We start from the raw sequence: 18,747 nt of genomic DNA, 5'->3' as shown, positions 1-18,747 counted from the left end.
TTCTGTTCCTCTGTTCCTCTGCTCTTCTGTTCTTATTTCGTGCAACTCCTCACCTTCTTCAGTTTGCTGCAACGTCTGCGCCGCACGCCGCTGCGTGCTTGGGCTACCTTGGAATTGACGGTACGCGAGGCGGCTGCGGTCTATATCTTTAGCTTCCTCTTCTCGGCTTCGTTGGGTGTGGTGCGCCAGGTGATGCTGAATGCGCGCTTTGGGCTGGGGCCGGAGGCGGCGGCCTACTATGCTGCGGTGCGCCTGCCCGATACGCTCGCTGTGCTGATTGCTGGCGGTACCTTGACCAACGCGCTGCTGCCGGTGTTGCTGCGCGTTGCTTCCCGCGATGGTGACCCATCTGCCCACCGGCTTGTCAACAGTACCCTCACTCTGCTGCTGGTGGTGGTGATCCCGTTGACGCTTGGGATTGCGTTGGCCATGCCGTGGTTTGTGAGTACGCTGCTGGCCCCCGGCTTCGATAGCCCGCTCCAAGCGCTCACCACCAACCTGGCGCGGCTGATGCTGCTCGATGTGTTGCTGCTGGTGGTTGAGGCCGGCTTGATTGCGGTGCTGATGAGCCGTAACCAGGTGCTGCTGCCTGCTTTGGCAATTGGTTTACGTAATGTAACGGTAATTGCTGGGGTAGGCGTGGCCTTCCTCGTGCCTGAGGTGGGCATCTATGGGCCAGCAGTGGGCCTGGTTGTGGATACGCTGGTGCAGATTGCGGTATTGGTGCCGGGGTTGCGTCAGCGCAACTTTCGCCCGCAGATCGTCTGGCAGCCCCACGACCGCGACCTCTGGTTGGTTGGACGGCTGCTTTGGCCCAATGCGCTTGGCGGGGTCAGCAATTCGGCGGGCGGGATCGTGGATACCGCGTTTGTAAGCCTGACCAAGTTGACCGCAGCGGTGGGGGCGTTGGCGAACGCTTGGCTGCTGATCGGCTTACCCGTGCGCCTGCTGGGCGTGGCGGTCGGCCAGGCCGCCCTGCCGCGCCTCGCGCACCTGAGCAACCGGGGCGATCTGCGTGCCATGCGGCGCGAAGTGCGGCGCATCATGCTCGTGGTGAGTAGTGCTTCCATTTTAACCATGTTCGTCCTGATTAGCCTGGGGCGACCTGTCATCCAAGTGCTTTTTGAGCGGGGCGCTTTCGATAGTGCGGCGGCGGCTTTGACCACCCAACTGCTTGCGCTCTACGCCATTGGCCTGCCTGCCTATGTCCTTACCGAAGTGGCAGCCCGCGCCCTGGTAGCCCGCTACGACACCCTGACGGCTATGCTGGCCAATATGCTGCAACTGGTGCTACGCATTGTGCTGCTGACCATCCTGATTGAACCACTGGGCCCCAGTGCGATTCCGATTGCCCATGTGATCAGCTCATTGGTCGAGACGATTATGCTGCTCTTGGTGCTGGGCGTGCGGACACGCGGGTAGGGGAGGCGTTCAATTTCCCAAAAGGTTCGTAGGAACGTTCCTGTTTGCGCCATGAGGGAGTGCCGACTTGCGTCGGCTGGGGTCGCCGAAATGTTAAAATAAAGGGGCAAGGTGCAGCGGTATAACACCAATTACCATTGAACAGGCCGCATTGCAGATTACATCAGACCGCATTGCAATGAGGTATACCCTGCTTGTCACTCGCCACTCATCACTCGTAACTGGTAGAACACCCTATGAATCCCGTTGAGATCGAAGAGGCTGTTGCGCGGCTTGCCGAGTTGCCGTTTGATCCGCAGACCTTCCCGTTTGCCTTCCTTGAGGCTTTTGGCAATAAGCCGACGACGATCAAGAAGCTCCAGAGTGGTAGTTCGAATCAATCCGATCTGCCTGGGGGGCTGCTTCAGCGTAATAATATTCATATGAAGGTTTGCCCTGAAGGTGTGGTGCCTGCCACCCTCGCGGCTTTGCGTGCGAGCCCGGCTACGCTGCGCTATAAGGCGAAGTTTATCCTTGCCACCGATGGCCATGATTTCGAGGCCGAGAATCTGCTTGATGGTGAGACGGTTGCTTGTGATTATGTCAATTTTCATGAGCATTTCGGCTTCTTTTTGCCGCTTGCGGGCATCACTACTGTGAAGCAGATCCGTGAGAATGCTTTTGATATTAAGGCTACAGGCCGCCTCAATCGCCTCTATATCGAATTGCTTAAGCAGAATCCGGGTTGGGATACGCCTGAGCGCCAGGAAGATCTTAATCACTTTATGGCGCGGCTGATCTTCTGTTTTTTTGCCGAAAATACGGGTATCTTTCCCGGCGAGCGCATGTTTAGCAAGACGATTGAGCAGATGAGTGCTAGCGATGCCTCGCATACCGCTGCGGTCTTGGCTGAGTTGTTCCGCGCGATGCGTACTCCAATTGCCGAGCGCGCGCACGCTCCCTTCCGGCCTTGGGCCAAGGCGTTCCCCTATGTGAATGGCGGGCTCTTTTCTGGTGCTGTGGAGGTGCCCCGCTTGAACAAGATGGCGCGCTCCTATCTGCTGCATGTCGGTGCGTTGGATTGGACGAAGATCAACCCCGATATTTTTGGCTCGATGATCCAGGCGGTGGCCGATCATGAAGAGCGTGGCGCCCTGGGTATGCACTATACCAGTGTGCCCAATATTCTCAAGGTGCTCAATCCGCTCTTCCTCGATGATCTGCGCGCGCAATTGGCCGCCGCCGGGCAGAATGTGCGTAAGTTGCTGAATCTGCGTCAGCGCATGAGCCGCATCCGTGTCTTTGATCCGGCCTGCGGTTCGGGTAATTTCCTGGTGATTGCCTACAAGGAGCTGCGCGCGATTGAGGCCGAGATCAACCGCCGCCGGGGCGAGCCCGAGCGCCGTTCTGCTATCCCGCTGACCAATTTTCGTGGGATTGAACTGCGTCACTTCGCTGCCGAGATTGCCCGCCTCGCCCTTGTGATTGCCAAGTTTCAATGCGATGTCTTGTACTTAGGTCAACAGGAGGCCAGACTCATTCTGCTGCCGTTGGAAAAAGAGAACTGGATCACCTGCGGTAACGCTCTGCGCCTCGATTGGCTCAGCCTCTGCCCACCCACCGGCACCGATGTCAAGGTCTATGCCAGCGATATGTTTAGTAGCCACGACCAGACCGAGATCGATTTTGAGAATGAGGGCGGCGAGACCTATATTTGTGGCAATCCGCCGTATAGGGGGAGCAAATGGCAAACGTCCGAGCAGAAAGCAGATTTGAAAGCTATTTTTGATGGGCGTACTAAAAGCTGGAAATCACTAGACTATGTCGCTGGCTGGTTCATGAAAGCAGCCGACTATGGCACAAAAACGAACTCTGCCGCAGCATTTGTGTCTACCAATTCGATATGCCAAGGGCAACAGGTGCCGATTCTTTGGCCGCTTATTTTTAAGACCGGAAATGAGATTGCTTTTGCACATACCAGTTTCAAATGGGCGAATTTAGCCAGTCATAATGCAGGAGTGACGGTGGTGATTGTGGGTATCTCAACTGCCACAACCTCAATACGACGTTTGTATACTCAAAATGAAAGCATAGTAGAGATTAAAGAGGTTCAGCAAATAAACGCTTATTTAGTTGGTGCTGCCAATGTGGAAATACGGCCCATTTCAGAGCCTTTGCATGGCCTTAATGCTATGCAATTTGGCAACCACCCCTATTATGGTTCAGCTTTGATATTTTCTAGAGATGAGGCACGATCGCTTTTGCGGATAGCGCCAGATGCGGCTGAATTCATCCGTCCGCTCTACGGATCAAAAGAACTTATTGATGCTGCACCACGCGCTTGTCTTTGGATTCCAGATGATAAAGCCAAACGTGCTTTGTCAATCGAGGCTATCGCCCACAAAGTACAGGCTGTAAAACGCGCCCGCATATCTGCATCTAAAGATGCTAGTGCTCAAAAACTTGCTGACGTGCCCTACCGATTCCGGGAGCAGATGACAGCACGCTATCACACCTTAGTTATTCCGCGTGTCAGTTCAGAAAATCGCCCCTATTTGCCTGTGGATTTGCTTGAGCCAGATTGCATTATCCAGGAAAAAGCGTTTGCTATGTACGACGCCCCACTCTGGAACATGGCGCTGATCGCCTCACGCCTGCATTGGGTCTGGATCGGTACCGTGTGCGTGCGGATGCGCACCGATTTTTCCTACTCCAACACCCTCGGCTGGAACACCTTCCCGGTGCCTACGCTCACGGCGCAGAACCAGGCCGACATGACCTATTGTGCTGAGGAGATTCTGCTGGCGCGTGAGCACTACTTCCCGGCCACCATCGCCGACATGTACGACCCGCAGCGCATGGCGAGCGAATTCCCGCTTGTCCGCGAGGCTCACGAGCGCAATGACGAGGTGATCGAACGGATCTATATTGGTCGCCGCTTCAAGAACGACAGCGAGCGCCTCGAGAAACTCTTTGATCTGTATAGCAAAATGACGAAGCAACCAGCGGCGCAACCCAAAGCCGATAGCCGATAGCCGAAAGCCGGACATGGCGTCTCAATGAGCTTGAATGTCATATGGTAACTGGTATAATACCAGTAGGAGACGCGCTCATTCGTATTCAAGGGCATCAGCCGTTACATTAAGGAGTACCATCTTATGGTATTGTCAGAACTCAAGGCGGAAGCCTTAAAGCTACCACCGCGTGATCGGCTTGTCCTTGTCGCCACAATCGTAGAATCTCTGCACGACACGCTGGTACCCAGATCTGAGCGTTCCGACGCTATTCAAAGAATGCGGGGCTTGCTCCAAACAGATCAGCCTGCCCCCACCGATCAGGATGTAGCCGCCATGCTACAACAGCGACGAGTCGAGATCTACTTGCTAAGACATGGTTCGTGGTAATGTTACAATAGAGATTGTATATTCTCTTAGGGCAAGCAAGCGGGGTAAAGCTGATGACAACCGAAACAATTACCATTCGCGTTGATGTACGAGCTGCACAAGCATTCAAAACGGCGTCCAACGAGGAGCGTCAGAAACTTGAAGCACTCCTGAGCTTGCGTTTACTGGAGGCCGCGCAATCAACCGAGTCGCTGGAGCAACTCATGCGGCGCATCAGCCATAATGCACAACAACGTGGTCTCACTCCTGAGCTATTGGAGGCTATTCTCCATGAGTCTGAATGAGCGCTTTGTCTTTGATACGAATGTACTAGTAAGCAGCTTACTCTTCGCCGAATCAAAACCTGCCCAAGCATTCTTTCTGGCGCTCCGGGCGGGTTCGCTCTTGACATCGCTCGCTGCCCTGCATGAACTGAGCACGGTTCTACATCGCAAGAAGTTTGACACCTATATTACTATTGATGAGCGTGATCAGTTTCTTGACCAATATACGCGTTCTTCAACCATGATTGACATCATCGAAACCATTCAGCTTTGCCGTGACCCAAAAGACGATAAGTTCCTCGAGATTGCAGCTAATGGTGCAGCCACATACCTTGTTACGGGTGATCCTGATCTCCTGGTGCTTCATCCCTTTCGGGGAATCCCCATAGTGTCGCCCGATACTTTTTTGCGAACAATCGCCGAACCAGACGCGGAATCAATGCCTGATCACATGAACAAATGACCAGATGAGCAACCCCAGCACCATGCCTTCCGTTACGGTGACCTACGCCCAGGCTGGCACCTCCATCCGGCCCAATGCGCTCGGCATGCGCCCGATGCAGGAACGGGCCTACCAGAAGCGTGGTGAGCAGTATCTGCTGATTAAGTCGCCCCCTGCCTCTGGTAAGAGCCGGGCGCTTATGTTTATTGCCCTCGATAAGCTGGCCAATCAGGGGCTTAGGCAGGCGATCATTGTGGTGCCTGAGAAGGCTATTGGGGCTAGTTTCCACGATGAGCCACTGAGCCAGTTTGGCTTCTGGGCCGATTGGCAGGTTGAGCCGCGCTGGAATCTCTGCGATGCCCCCGGTGGCGACAACGGTGGCAAGGTGGATGCGGTCAACGCCTTTCTGCAGAGTACGGCTAGTATCCTTGTCTGCACCCACGCTACCTTCCGCTTTGCCCTCGACAAGTTTGGCGTCGCGGCCTTCGATGAGCGCCTGATTGCGGTGGACGAATTTCACCATGTTTCGGCTAACCCCGACAATAAGCTCGGCGATCAGGTGCGCCAACTCGTCGCCCGCGATAAGACCCACATTGTCGCCATGACGGGCTCCTATTTTCGCGGCGATGCCGAGGCGGTGCTGCATCCTGAAGATGAGGCCAAATTCGAGACGGTCACCTACACCTACTACGAGCAACTCAATGGCTACCAGTATCTTAAGCAGCTCGAGATTGGCTACTGCTTCTACGCAGGTAGCTATACCGACCAGATTTTACAGGTGTTGAACCCTGCTGAGAAGACTATCGTGCATATCCCCAACGTCAACTCGCGGGAGAGTACGAAGGATAAGATCCGCGAGGTTGAGCAGATCATCAACGAACTGGGTGAATGGCAGGGGGTTGATCCAAGCACCGGCTTTCAACGGGTGCAAACGGCTTCAGGCGCAATCCTCAAGATTGCCGATCTGGTAGACGACGATCCCAGCAGGCGCGAGAAGGTCGCTGCCGCGCTCAAAGACCCGGCCCAGAAGCAGAACCGCGATCATGTTGATATGATCATCGCCCTGGGCATGGCCAAAGAGGGCTTCGACTGGATCTGGTGTGAACACGCCCTGACCATTGGCTATCGCTCTAGCCTGACCGAGATTGTGCAGATCATTGGCCGCGCCACCCGCGATGCACCCGGTAAGACCCGCGCCCGCTTCACCAACCTGATTGCCGAGCCGGATGCCAGCGAGTCTGCCGTGACCGAGGCGGTGAATGATACGCTCAAAGCGATTGCCGCCAGCCTGCTGATGGAGCAGGTGCTCGCGCCGCGCTTCGCGTTCAAGCCCAAGCACCCGCACAACCAGCCGAGCCCCGGTTTTGACTATGGGGAGGGCGGCTACGACTCGCAGCAGACCAATGTTGGCTACGATCCGCAGAACGGCATGATCCAGGTTGAGATCAAGGGCCTAGTCGAACCCAAAAGCCCCGAGGCGACGCGCATCTGTCGTGAAGATCTGACCGAGTTGATCACCGCGTTTGTGCAGGATAAGCCCAGCATCGAACGTGGCCTGTTTGATGAAGAATTGGTACCAGAAGAGATCACCCAGGTACGCATGGGCAAAATCATCAAAGAGCGCTATGCCCATCTTGAAAATGAAGATCAAGAAGCCATCCGCCAACACGCGGTCGCCGCGCTCGCCTTTGTGCAACAAGCCAAGAGTGAAGCCAACGAAGCTAGTGGTGAGACTGCGAAGAACACGGCGCTGCTCGACGGCGTGCGGAAGTTTGCGCTCTCGGTGACCGAAATTGACATTGATTTAATTGACCGTATTAACCCATTCGGGGCAGCCTATGCCATCCTCGCCAAAGCCATGAGCGAAGAACGGCTGAGGCAGGTTGCCGAAGTGATCGCCGCCAAACGCATCAAGCTCACGCTGGAAGAGGCGCGCGAATTAGCGCAGCGGGCGCTACGCTTCAAGCAGGAGCGTGGTCGCCTACCCTCGCTGACGGCAGCCGATCCCTGGGAGCGCCGCATGGCCGAAGGGGTCGCCTTGCTCCAGCGCAGGGCGAAGGAGGATGCCCGTGGCTGAACGGCTGACCGATGATGATCTGGAGCTACTGGGCGAACTAGGTGTCGAGATTGCGCCCGACCAGCCCAGCGCACACTCAGCCAGAGAGCAGCGGATCATCGCGGGCTTCGAGGAGATCGAGCGCTTTGTCGAAACACACGGGCGGCTTCCGCAGCACGGCGAAGCGCACGACATCTTCGAGCGGCTCTACGCGGTACGTCTCGAACGACTACGCGCCTCGGAGGAGTGTCGCCACATCCTGATGCCCCGCGACTCACGCGGGCTCTTAGCTGGCGACGCGCCACCGGAGACAGCGCTGAGTGATGCAGCACTACTGGCCGCGCTGGGCAGTGAAGCCTCCGCCGCAGATGACATCACCCGACTGGTGCATGTACGATCGCGCACAGCGATCAAAGCTGCCGAAGAGATCGCGCAACGGAGCGCCTGCAAAGACTTTGCGCTCTTCAAACCAATCTTCGACAACGTACAGCGTCAATTAGCGACCGGCGAACGCGAAACGGTCAAATACCAAGACAACGCGCTCGTCGAAGCGGGCCACATGTTCATCCTTGGTGGACAAAAGCTGATTGTCGCCGAAATGGGCGAGCTCTTTATTGGCGATCATGGCCGCCCTGATCGCCGCCTGCGCGTGGTATACGAGAACGCCACAGAGAGCGACATCCTGCTCCGCTCGCTGCAACGCGCCTTGAATAAAGACAAAGCCAGCCGCCGCATCACCAAAGCCGATTACGGCCCCTTATTCTCTGCGATTGCCACAGAAGACGACCTGCCAACCGGCTACATCTACGTACTCAGGAGCAACTCAGCAGACCCCTTCATTGTGCAAAACCGAGCGGTCATTCACAAAATCGGCGTCACTGCTGGTGACGTAAAGAGCCGCATCGCCAACGCCCGGACAGATCCAACCTACCTCCTCGCAGAGGTCGAGATCGTTGCAACCTTCAAGCTGGCAAACATCAACCGGAAGAAATTTGAAACCTTGCTCCAGCAGTTTTTTAGTAGCGCACGCTTGGATCTAGCACTACAGGATCGCTTCGGCAGCGCCGTAAAACCACGCGAATGGTTTCTGGTACCCTTAGATGTGATCGAGGAGGTTATTGAAAGAATAAAGACCAACACCATTGATCAATTTCAGTATGATCCAACGACAGCTAACCTTTTGCAGACGTAATTAGTCTGTGAACGAAGTATTGCGCTATTTCCCCCCTCCCCAGCCCTCCCCCCACAAGGGTTTAAGGGCGGACAGAACATTTGCTTCAGGAGCGACCGCTAGGGCTTTGGGATGCCCAGGCTGGCACCTCACCCCCTACCCCCTTCGGCAAGCTCTGGTTCGACAGGCTCACCAACCGCGCCACCGCGCCGCTGGTTTCGGCAGGCTCAACCCCCGATCCACCGCGCCGCTGGTTTCGGCAGGCTCAACCCCCGATCCACCGCGCCGCTGGCTGAGCCTGTCGAAGCCAAGCGGCGCGGCCCAGGGCTTCTTCGCGCTAACAAAAGCTGGAGAGGTCTGAACAGTTATACCAATTACCCTTGAACATGCCGCATGATCAAGAACGCTAACGCCCATTGGGACGCTATGTTCGGCAATCTGCAATCTGCAATCTACAATCGTAAATGGTATAAGCCCCCTACGTCACATAGGTTGTCTCGCGGATGTCTAACAGCTCTTGGCTATCATTCTTGGCAATCACGGCGAGCAACTCTTCGCGGGTGCAGCCCCAGATTTTTAGCACAATGTCCCAGTGGTCGGGGGCGCGTAGGGCGCGCACGTTGCCCATGGCCATAATGCTCCAGCCCCGTTCCGAGATTTCGCGGGTGAGTTGCACCAACTCGCCGTGGTTGCCTGGTACGCGCAAGGTGATCCGCCAGCCCGGTTCAACCGCGCCGAGAATGTTGCGCAACTCAGTGAGCAGGTCGGCACTGGTGATCATCCCGACCACCACAAGGTCTTTGCCTTCAACTACGGGCAAGCCACCAATCTTGTGGCGAATCATCAGCGATGCGGCGTCCTCAAGCGTTGTCTCTGGGTAGGTGTAGTGCAAATCGTGGCGCTTGACCATCACCCGTTCCACGGTAAGCTTCGAGAGGTAGCGCGTAATCTCCCAAACGTCAAGGCTGGCAAGGCGTTCAGGTGAGATTTCGAGGCATGCGGGCGTAATTAGCCCTTGGAGTTGGCGGCCATCACCTACGACCGGCAAGAAATCAAGCTCCTGCTCGGTCATAATGCGGCGAGCTTCGACCGCCCGTTTGTGCGGCTCGATCGTGGCAGGATGGCGTAGCATGTAATCTTTTACTAGCATATGGTTTTCTTCTGCTTTGCGAGGATGCGTGAGGCGCAGCGGCGAGGGCTTCGCGTCTTCGCGTCTTCGCGTCTTCGCGTCTTCGCGTCTTCGCGTCCTCGCGTCCTCGCGTCCTCGCGTCTTCGCGTCTTCGCGTCTTCGCGTCTTCGCGTCTTCGCGTCCTCGCGTCCTCGCAAAAGGTTATCCCGATCCAAAACGGAAGACGGGCTCAATCGCTTCAAGCTGTTCCAGCGAGAGGTGGCAGGCGATCTGGTGATCGCTGGCGGGGTTGCGCCACGGTGGCTCCTCCTCGGTGCAGATTTTACCACCTTCGGGTAACAAGGCGCGACGAGGGCAGCGGGTGTGGAAACGGCAGCCTGTGGGTGGGTTGGCGGGGCTTGGAGGCGATCCGCCAAGCCGGATGTGGGTCTGTTTCACGGTGGGATCGGGCACGGGCACTGCTGCCAGCAGCGATTCGGTGTAGGGGTGGAAGGGCGGTGCGTAGATGGCCGCTGAGGGGCCGATCTCTACAATGCGCCCTAAGTACATCACCGCAACATAGTCGGTAATGGTGCGAACTACGCTCAGGTCGTGGGCGATGAAGATCATGGTCATCTGGTTGGCCTGTTGCAGTTCGCCCAGCAGGTTGAGGACTGCGGCCTGCACCGATACATCGAGTGCCGAGACCGGCTCGTCGCAGAGGATCACGTCGGGTTGCCCGGCTAGGGCGCGCGCGATGCCGATGCGCTGCTTTTCGCCGCCACTGAGCTGACGCGGCAAGCGGTCGTAGTAGTGTTCGTCGAGCTTGACCGCACGGAGTAGTTTGATGACCTCTTCGCGTACTTTTGCTCTGGGTACGCCCGCCAAGCGACGTAGGGGGCGGGCGATCTGTTGGCCGACGACATAGCTCGGGTTGAGCGTCGAGTCGGGGTTTTGGAAGACCATCTGCATTTCGCGGATGGTATTGAGGCTGCGCTGGCCTAAGCGCCCGATGTCTACCCCCATGAGCTCAATCGCACCAGAGGTGCGCTCTTCAAGCCCAATGACCGTCTTGATCAAGGTGCTTTTGCCACAACCCGATTCGCCTACGATGCCCAGGGTTACACCTCGGCTGACACGAAAGCTGACGCCGTCTACGGCGCGTACCGGCTGGCGTTTGATGAGGCCCAGAAACCCGCCGCCGCCTTGCCGGTAGTGGGTATTGAGTGTCTCGACGTTCAGTACGGGCCCGTTGGCTTCGCTGAGTTGCACGGGGGTGAGGCTGGGCACGTCCACATCGGGGGGCACCCACTCACGCGGATCGATCTCGTGGGAGCGTAGGCAGCGGCTGGCATGGTTGGGGCCAATTGGTTCGAGCAGCACTCGCTTTTGGTGGCAGGCTTCAACCGCATACTGGCAGCGCGGTTCAAAGGTGCAGCCGGGCGGCAGGTTGCTCGGCGCAGGTACGCGGCCCGGAATCGGGTAGAGGACGCTCTCGCCTTTGGTATGGGCAATCTTGGGGACGCAGCGGATCAGTCCTTGGGTGTAGGGATGGCGTGGGTTGGCAAAGATCTCGCGCACGGGTGCTAATTCGATCACTTCGCCGGCATACATCACCGCCACGCGGTCGCAGACACGCGCCACCACACCCAAATTGTGGCTGATGAAGAGAATGGCGGTGTCAAACTCTTTGCGGAGTTTCACCACCAGATCGAGCACTGCGGCCTCAACGGTGACATCAAGAGCGGTCGTCGGCTCGTCCATAATCAGCAGCGCCGGGTCGTTGAGCAGTGCCATTGCGATGACCACACGCTGCTGCTGGCCCCCCGAAATCTGGTGGGGGTAGCGTTCAAAGACCGATTCCGGATCGGGCATCGAGACCTTGTGGAGCATATCGAGGCAGCGTTTACGCGCCTCTTGCTTGTCCATCTTGCGGTGAACGGTCAACACCTCGGTCATCTGAGCGCCAATCAACATAACCGGATTGAGCGAAGTCATAGGGTCTTGGTAGACCATCGAGATCTGGTCGCCACGCAAGCGGCGCAACTCCTCGGGGCTACGTCCGACGAGCGATTGGCCTTGGAAGACAATATCGCCATGGACAATACGCCCATTCTTCCCCAGGTAGTTGACCAAGCCATAGGCTACGGTACTCTTCCCGCAGCCCGACTCGCCCACAATGCCCAGGGTCTCGCCACGGCGGATCTCAAAGCTGACATCGCGCACCGCACGCACAAGCCCTTGGCGGGTATCATAGCCAATCGCCAGCTCTTCGACGCGCACAACTGGCTGCTTAGGGTGGGAAGTTTCTCTCATATGTCGTCTTTCACCTGGTGTTTAGGTTGGGCGGGGGAACCGAGTTCCCCCGCACCCCCATCTCGGCGGGGTCGCAGGGAACCGAGTTCCCCCGCAAGGGGTTTGGGGAACATGGTTCCCCAAATATTACCGATAGCGTTGCAATTCCTCCGAGAGGCCGTCGGCAATGAGGTTCAGCCCGACCACGAGCATGGCAATCGCCATTGAGCCGAAGAGGGCTTCCCAGGGGTGGCCCGCTTGGATTGCGGTGCGGCCAACCTGGACAATGCTGCCCCAGTCGGGGGAGGGCGGTGGCAGGCCCAGGCCCAAGAAGCCGAGGGTGCCAATTGCAAAGACGGCGTAGCCCACGCGCAGCATCGAGTCGACGATGATTGGCCCACGGGCGTTGGGTAGGATTTCAACCAACATGATGTACCAGGATGGATCGCCCCGTGTCTGTGCCGCCGCGATGTAATCGCGGGTCTTGATGTCAAGGGCCAGACTTCGGACTAAGCGGGCAATGCCGGGGGCGCCGGCAATCGTAATTGCCAGGACGACATTGACCGCTGAGGCGCCTAAGGCGGCGATAATCACCAGGTAGATCAGGATTTGGGGGAAGGCGATCATCCCATCGAGAATGCGCATCACCACTTCATCAACGATGCCACCATAGTAGCCGGCCATTAGCCCTAAGCTACCGCCGATGATCAGGGCCAAGAGGACAGAGAGGGGGGCGAGGGTGAGGATGGGGCGAGCGCCATGGGCTAAACGGGCCCAGATGTCGCGTCCGCGTGAATCGGTACCAAGCCAATGCTCGGCTGAGGGTGGCTGGCGGATCTGACCACGGAACTGCTCGTAGGGTGAATAGCGGGCCAGCCATGGCGTACTATCCTGGGGCCGCGCCTCGCCAGTCCAGCAGGTTGGGCGGATGAGGCAGTCATCGGCAAAGATGGCGACCACCACCCAGAAGCTGACGAGCAGCATGCCGACGACAAAGATCGGCGAGCGTACCAGGGCCGACCAGAGGGTCGCCTCGCGTCGTTTCTGCACTGGTGGCTGTGCGACAATGGTCTCTTCTGTTGCTTGATCGATTGTTGCCATATTTACGTAAACCGAATTCTTGGATTTAAATAGACATAGATCAAATCCGCAATCAACTGTGTCGTAACGGCAATGACGACAAGAACCATTGCTGCGGCCTCAATCGCAAAGACATCTTTGGTCAGTGCTGCATCGAGGATGAAGCGCCCCAAGCCGGGGAAACCAAAGAGGGCTTCGACCACGACGATGCCACCAATCAGCCAGTTGACGTGGAGCATAATGACGGTGATCGGGGCGAGTAGGGCGTTACGCAGGGCGTGGCGCAGGACGATGCGTCGGTAGGGCAGGCCCTTGAGGATGGCGGTGCGGATGTAGTTGGTCTGCATCACTTCAACCATGCTGGCCCGCGTGACGCGCAGCACATAGCCCAATTCAATCAGGGTCAGGGTTAGGACGGGCAGCACAAGGGCTTGTGGCCGGTCGAAGATACTCACTCCACTAGGTAGCACAACCGCGCCAGGGAACCAGCCGAGCCAGACCGCGAAGATCAGGATGAGGAAGACTCCACTGGCAAATTCGGGCGTTGAGGTTGCCACCAAGCTTGAGACTGAGAGGACACGATCAATGGGGCGGCCCTGGTTCAAACCGGCGATGATGCCAGCGGCGAGCGCGATGGGCATAATGAGGACGAAAGCGATGCCGGCGAGGAAGAGCGTGTTGATCAAGCGGGGGATGAGCGTTTCGGCGACGGGGCGTTTCGTGATGATTGAGACTCCAAAATCGCCACGCAGAATACCTTTTTGGAGCGGAATGTAGGCCCGAGGCGCACCAGCCTGCGATGTCCAGCCCGCCATGGTCAAGACCCACGAGGCTTGGTCACTGCCGCGCACCCACATGGCAGCGCGGCCTCCCGTATCAACGCCCCAAAAGACATCAATCCCATCCTCGTTGGTCTGCCACACTTCCGGGCCAAGCGGCACCTCCACGGTAGTACCATCGGGTTGCCGGTCAAGCCGGAGCATGGTCTCGCCATCGTCGGAACGGTGGCGGAAGGGCGTTCCATCCTCAGCAATGGCCCACCAGCCCGTCCGGTTGAGTTCTGCACTCTCAACAATGCGGTCGAGGGGGGCACCAATCAAGCGTGCGGCCTGCCAATCACTACCAATCATCCAGCGCAGATAGCGATCCAAGGCGGGCTGATCAAGGCCGTGTTGGGCATTGAACGAAGCCTCTTGCTCAGGCGTGATCGTATTGCCCAGCACGTTGATCGCAATGTTCCCTGGGGCCAGCTCCGAGATCGCAAAGATGACCGCAGAGACCACGAAGAGGGTCACGATCAGCAAGAGAACGCGGCGGAGCAAGAAGGCGATCATAGTTTTCATTTTCTAGCGGGTTGTGCGGGCGGCCAAGCCGCCCGCACAACCCGCTAGAGGCACTAAAGTGAGGATTGGGGCAGGTTTTGCCTGCCCCAATAGCTGCAACGCTTACACAAAGGGGTCTAGATCCGGGTCGTACCACATGTCGCGGAAGTAGATGGTGTGGAGGGTCGGGTGGGCATAGACGCCTTGGAAGCCGGGGTTGTAGACCTCCCAGACGCGCTGCCACCATGCAATCGCCACGGGGCCGCGCTCCTGCATAATGCGCTGCAGGTCGGCCATGAGCACCCGGCGGGCCTCAATGTCGAGGGTTCCCTGGGCCTGGCTCAAGAGCTCACTGAACTCATCGTCTACCCAGCGGGTCTCGTTCCAGGGCACGGGATCGCCCGCAGAATCGGCGGTGTAGGCGAGGGGCAAGAGCATTACCGCCAGTGGGCGATGGGTCCACGGCGTAATCCCCAAGGGCGTCTCGGTCCAGATGTCCCAATAGGAGGTGTTGGGCATGGTGTTGAGCGTCAGGTTAATGCCTGCGGCCTCAGCGGTCTGCTGCAAACTCTCGGCATAGGCCACCACATCGCTCCAGCCGGTACCCACCGCGATGCTCATATCAATGCCATCGGCGTAGCCGGCTTCGGCCAGCAGTTCGCGGGCCCCAGCGGGATCGTAGAGGGGCAGATCCATCGGTGCGAACTCAGGCTGTACCGGCGAAACGTGGACATCATGGGCCAGCATGCCTTCACCAAAGGCGGCAATATCCATGATCATCTCACGATCCTGAGCCATGCGCAGCGCATTGCGTACCCGCTCATCATCGTAGGGGGCCTGATCCACGCGCATCCGCAACACACGGGCCTGCGAGGTGTCCACTGAGTAAATCTTCAGGCGCGTATCGTTACGCAACGCCTGGAAGCTGGTGGCACTCGGCTCGTAGAAGGTGTGGATTTCACCCGTCTGGAGCGCCGAAACATAGGCGGTCTGGTCGTCACCTAGGCCAATCAGCTCAATCGCATCGAGATAGGGCAAGGGTTCGCCGTCTTCGCCCATCTGCCAATAGTTCTCTTGGCGCTCGAAGCGGGCGCGCTCATTCACAATGTACTCAACAATGCGATAGGGGCCGGTAAAGGGGTTCGCCCCCGAACTGATGTCACCATTGAAACTCGGATGCATAATCAGCGCCGGATAGTGGTAGAGGTTCTCTGGCACATCCAGCTTGGGCTGATCGAGATTGAGGCGTATCGTATACTCATCAACCTTCTCGACCCTATCAATGGTCAGTGAACCCTCCCAGAGGCCCAGAATAGAAGAGCCAACGTCGGGGTCGAGCCACTCACCAAAGTTGTAGATCACATGGTCGGCAACCAGTTCATCGCCATTAGACCAGAAGATGCCCTCACGCAGTTTGAGCGTCCAGACCGTCAGATCATCACTAGCCTCCCAGCTTTCGAGCAGATGGGGGCGGGTGATATTCTCCTCATCGGTTTCGGTCAGATACTCAAAAGCGGTACGGAAGGCATTGGAAGACTCCGTCCACGAAAAGCGGGCGGGATGGTCAACCGCTTGGGTCTTCACCCCGACACGCAGCGTACCGCCACGGCGGATCGCGCCGGGCGCTGGGGCGGGCGCGGGATCGATGGGTACTTCCTCATCGCCTGGCGGGGGCGGCGGCGGCGGGGCTGCCTCTTGCCCGCCACAGGCCGCAAGCACCGTAGCGGTCGAAAGCCCTGCACCCAACAGGGTAGCCACGCGCAAAAACTCACGCCGACTAATCCGTCCCTGCCTCAATTGCTCCTGAGCCTGCACAATACCAGGATGGAGCCGGTCATGCTGTTCCTCACTCATAAACTACTCACTCCTTCACAGAGAATCTTCAATCACATCAGTATGGATCGGCAAGCTTAAGTCAACCTTAAGCGCAAGCACTTCAACCTTAAGTTAAACTTAAGGAGCTTGGAGAAGGGGCTTACAACGGGATCTTCCTGTGGTGTGCGCCATTAGGGTAGTGCCGACGTTAGTCGGCTGAGGTCGTCGCTAACCCCCGGATGCCGACGAACGTCGGCACTACGAAGGGGGTGTGGGACGAAGTCCCACACCCCCTTGTTCCCATCCGGTTGGGATGTGGCGGCCTTGCCGCCACATCTCCATCCAAGCTAACTGACGACAACGATGGGCAGGATCACCTGGAAGAAGGTCATGAAGCTGCGGGTGATCGTGGGACTGTGCTGGCCCTCTGCATCGCTGACGCTGATGATGACCTGCGTGAAGCCCAGCTCAAGGTCGTAGCTTGGCTGACAACTCCATGTCCCATCGTTCGCCACGATGCTGCGGCAGAGCAGATTGCCCAGGCTATCCTCGACGCTGGCGGTGGTGCCCGGTTCGGCGTTGCCGCTGAAGATCGGGCGGAGGGCGTTGCTGCTGCCCGGGCTCGGGCTGATCAGCATGGGGGCTGTGGGGCCAGCCGTCGGATCCACCGTGAAGCTGCGGGTCGTGGCGGCACTCGTCGCGCCGCTGGGGCTGGTCACGACGACGCGCAGGCTCTGCTCGCCTTCGGGCAACGGTGTGCTTGGCACACAGGCCCAGACCCCGTTGGTGGTTGCGGTGGTGCTGCAGAGCGTAGTGCCGGCCGCATCCTGCACGGTGACCGTACTCCCCGGTGCGGCGACGCCGTTGATGGTTGGACGGGGGCTGACGGTTCCGTCACTGGCGGGGCTGTTGAGCCAGGCGGCATCCGGGTCGTGGCTGGGGTCTACGACGAGATCGCGGGTGTTGGCCGTGCTGCGATTGCCCACTGGGTCGGTGGCGGTGACCTCGACGCCACCTTCGCCCGCTGGCAGGTCGCGGTTGGAGGCACAGGCCCAGGCACCGTCTGCGTCGGCGGTTGCGCTGCAGAGCAGGTTGCCTGCACGATCACGCACTGCCACCGTGCTCTGCGGCTCTGCCGTGCCGCTGAAGGTCGGGCGCTCGCCCACGGTCGCCCCGGCGGCGGGCTGGGTCACAATGGGGGGCTCAGGGGGCACGCCATCTACGGTCACGTCGCGGGATGTGGCCGGGCTGGTCTTGCCCGCCGTATCATGTACGGTCGCCGCAAGACTCTGTGGGCCGTTGGGCAGATCTTGGCTGGCGGTGCAACTCCAGATGCCATGGCTGCCGACGAAGGCGCTGCAGAGTGTATTGCCCTCGGCATCACGCACGCGCACCGTGGTACCAGGGGCGGCCACGCCGCTGAAGCGCGGACGCGGGCCGACGGTGCTGTCAGCGGCGGGCTGGCGCAGCAGCGGGCGATCCGGCGCGGCATCCGCATCCACCGTGAGTTCACGGGTGGTCTGCGGGCTAGAGACACCCTGCGGATCGATGCGGCGGGCATGGATGCGTTGCGGGCCGTCGGGCAGGACGACGTTGGAACCACAGGCCCATGTGTCGTTGGCCCCGACGCGGGCGCGGCACAACTCGTTGCCAGCGCTATCTTCGACGATCACGGTGCTACCGGGGGCCGCCGTGCCGCTCATGATCGGCTGCGGGCTGGTGGTCGCGCCTGCGGCTGGGCGTTCAATCGTGGGCGCACTGGGCAGATCGCTCGTATCCACGGTGATTTCGTGGGTGGTCGCCTCACTCGTGCGGCCCTGCGGATCGGTCGCGGTGACACTGAAGCGGTTGGTTCCCTCCGGCAGATCGCTGCTGGGGGCACAGCGCCAGTTGCCATTGGCATCGGCGGTGGCGCGACAGACCGCGTTGCCCTCGGCATCCGTGACCACCACGGTGCTGCCGGGGGCGGCGCTGCCGCTGAAGGTCGGGCGCGGGCCGACGGTGCTGCCGGGGGCCGGGCTGGTGACGGTGGGCGCTTCAGGGGCGTGCTCCACGGTGGCTTCGACGCTGGCCGCCGGGCTTTCGCCGCCCGCGTTGCTCGCGGTCACGCTGAAGCTGGTGGCCCCCTCGGGCAGATCGTCCGCCGGGGTACAACTCCAAGCCCCCTGAGCGTTCGCGGTGGCGCGACAGACCGCGTTGCCCTCCGCGTCGGTGACCACCACGGTGCTGCCGGGTTCAGCGCTGCCGCTGAAGGTCGGGCGCGGGCCGACGGTGCTGCCGGGGGCCGGGCTGGTGACGGTGGGCGCTTCAGGGGCGTGCTCCACGGTGGCTTCGACGCTGGCCGCCGGGCTCGTGCCGCCCGCGTTGCTCGCGGTCACGCTGAAGCCGGT

13 protein-coding genes are annotated in these 18,747 nt (G+C 59.0%); 7 read left to right on the top strand and 6 right to left on the bottom strand.

The window, feature by feature from the left end:
* The first annotated feature begins 39 nt into the window (after positions 1–39).
* From CJ255_RS06135 to CJ255_RS22525, 7 genes are all read left to right on the top strand, one after another.
* Positions 40–1,422: a lipid II flippase MurJ gene (locus CJ255_RS06135; protein WP_097643210.1), complete on the top strand. Its 1,383-nt coding sequence runs from the start codon at positions 40–42 to the stop codon at positions 1,420–1,422.
* Between the two features lie 236 nt (positions 1,423–1,658).
* Positions 1,659–4,436, top strand: coding sequence for a class I SAM-dependent DNA methyltransferase (locus CJ255_RS06130; protein WP_097643209.1), 2,778 nt, complete (start codon positions 1,659–1,661; stop codon positions 4,434–4,436).
* 422 nt (positions 4,437–4,858) lie between these two features.
* A complete protein-coding gene (locus CJ255_RS06120) occupies positions 4,859–5,089 on the top strand; it encodes a hypothetical protein (protein ID WP_097643207.1) in 231 nt (76 codons plus the stop codon).
* The gene (locus CJ255_RS06115; protein WP_097643206.1) at positions 5,076–5,531 is read left to right on the top strand and encodes a putative toxin-antitoxin system toxin component, PIN family; all 456 of its coding nucleotides are present in this window, start codon (positions 5,076–5,078) and stop codon (positions 5,529–5,531) included. The genes CJ255_RS06120 and CJ255_RS06115 overlap by 14 nt, the downstream gene beginning before the upstream one ends.
* A 4-nt stretch (positions 5,532–5,535) precedes the next feature.
* Complete coding sequence (locus CJ255_RS06110; RefSeq protein WP_097643205.1) at positions 5,536–7,587, top strand: DEAD/DEAH box helicase; 2,052 nt, start codon at positions 5,536–5,538, stop codon at positions 7,585–7,587.
* Complete coding sequence (locus tag CJ255_RS06105) at positions 7,580–8,758, top strand: GIY-YIG nuclease family protein (protein ID WP_217352415.1); 1,179 nt, start codon at positions 7,580–7,582, stop codon at positions 8,756–8,758. Before CJ255_RS06110 ends, CJ255_RS06105 begins: the two co-directional genes overlap by 8 nt.
* Positions 8,759–8,838: 80 nt before the next feature.
* Entirely contained in the window at positions 8,839–9,033 is a 195-nt protein-coding gene (locus CJ255_RS22525; RefSeq protein ID WP_124681835.1) for a hypothetical protein, read from the top strand.
* A gap of 182 nt (positions 9,034–9,215) precedes the next feature.
* Here CJ255_RS22525 and CJ255_RS06100 read toward each other — a convergent pair whose 3' ends face one another.
* From CJ255_RS06100 to CJ255_RS23365, 6 genes are all read right to left on the bottom strand, one after another.
* Positions 9,216–9,887 carry a CBS domain-containing protein gene (locus CJ255_RS06100; RefSeq protein WP_097643203.1) on the bottom strand — a complete coding sequence of 224 codons (672 nt, stop codon included), beginning with the start codon at positions 9,885–9,887 and terminating at the stop codon, positions 9,216–9,218.
* A gap of 180 nt (positions 9,888–10,067) precedes the next feature.
* Positions 10,068–12,161 carry a dipeptide ABC transporter ATP-binding protein gene (locus tag CJ255_RS06095; RefSeq protein WP_097643202.1) on the bottom strand — a complete coding sequence of 698 codons (2,094 nt, stop codon included), beginning with the start codon at positions 12,159–12,161 and terminating at the stop codon, positions 10,068–10,070.
* A 126-nt stretch (positions 12,162–12,287) separates the two neighbouring features.
* A complete protein-coding gene (locus CJ255_RS06090; protein WP_217352413.1) occupies positions 12,288–13,241 on the bottom strand; it encodes an ABC transporter permease in 954 nt (317 codons plus the stop codon).
* A 2-nt stretch (positions 13,242–13,243) separates the two neighbouring features.
* Complete coding sequence (locus CJ255_RS06085) at positions 13,244–14,554, bottom strand: ABC transporter permease (RefSeq protein ID WP_097643201.1); 1,311 nt, start codon at positions 14,552–14,554, stop codon at positions 13,244–13,246.
* Between the two features lie 111 nt (positions 14,555–14,665).
* Positions 14,666–16,396 (bottom strand): ABC transporter substrate-binding protein, encoded by a 1,731-nt coding sequence (locus tag CJ255_RS06080; RefSeq protein ID WP_097643200.1) that lies wholly within the window; start codon positions 16,394–16,396, stop codon positions 14,666–14,668.
* A 308-nt stretch (positions 16,397–16,704) separates the two neighbouring features.
* Positions 16,705–18,747: Ig-like domain-containing protein (locus tag CJ255_RS23365; protein ID WP_245863217.1), on the bottom strand; the 2,043-nt coding region annotated here is incomplete at its 5' end.

Origin of the sequence: Candidatus Viridilinea mediisalina (assembly GCF_002532535.1) — a bacterium.
GTDB lineage: Bacteria > Chloroflexota > Chloroflexia > Chloroflexales > Chloroflexaceae > Viridilinea > Viridilinea mediisalina.
Note: the sequence above shows the minus strand (reverse complement) of the source record. Positions and strands in the feature narration are given on the sequence as shown.

Coding starts and splice junctions, on each gene's coding strand:
- CJ255_RS06115 (WP_097643206.1), top strand. CDS start 5,076: ATGAGTCTGAATGAGCGCTTTGTCTTTGATACGAATGTACTAGTAAGC.
- CJ255_RS06120 (WP_097643207.1), top strand. CDS start 4,859: ATGACAACCGAAACAATTACCATTCGCGTTGATGTACGAGCTGCACAA.
- CJ255_RS06090 (WP_217352413.1), bottom strand. CDS start 13,241: ATGGCAACAATCGATCAAGCAACAGAAGAGACCATTGTCGCACAGCCA.
- CJ255_RS06080 (WP_097643200.1), bottom strand. CDS start 16,396: ATGAGTGAGGAACAGCATGACCGGCTCCATCCTGGTATTGTGCAGGCT.
- CJ255_RS06130 (WP_097643209.1), top strand. CDS start 1,659: ATGAATCCCGTTGAGATCGAAGAGGCTGTTGCGCGGCTTGCCGAGTTG.
- CJ255_RS06095 (WP_097643202.1), bottom strand. CDS start 12,161: ATGAGAGAAACTTCCCACCCTAAGCAGCCAGTTGTGCGCGTCGAAGAG.
- CJ255_RS06100 (WP_097643203.1), bottom strand. CDS start 9,887: ATGCTAGTAAAAGATTACATGCTACGCCATCCTGCCACGATCGAGCCG.
- CJ255_RS06110 (WP_097643205.1), top strand. CDS start 5,536: ATGAGCAACCCCAGCACCATGCCTTCCGTTACGGTGACCTACGCCCAG.
- CJ255_RS06085 (WP_097643201.1), bottom strand. CDS start 14,554: ATGATCGCCTTCTTGCTCCGCCGCGTTCTCTTGCTGATCGTGACCCTC.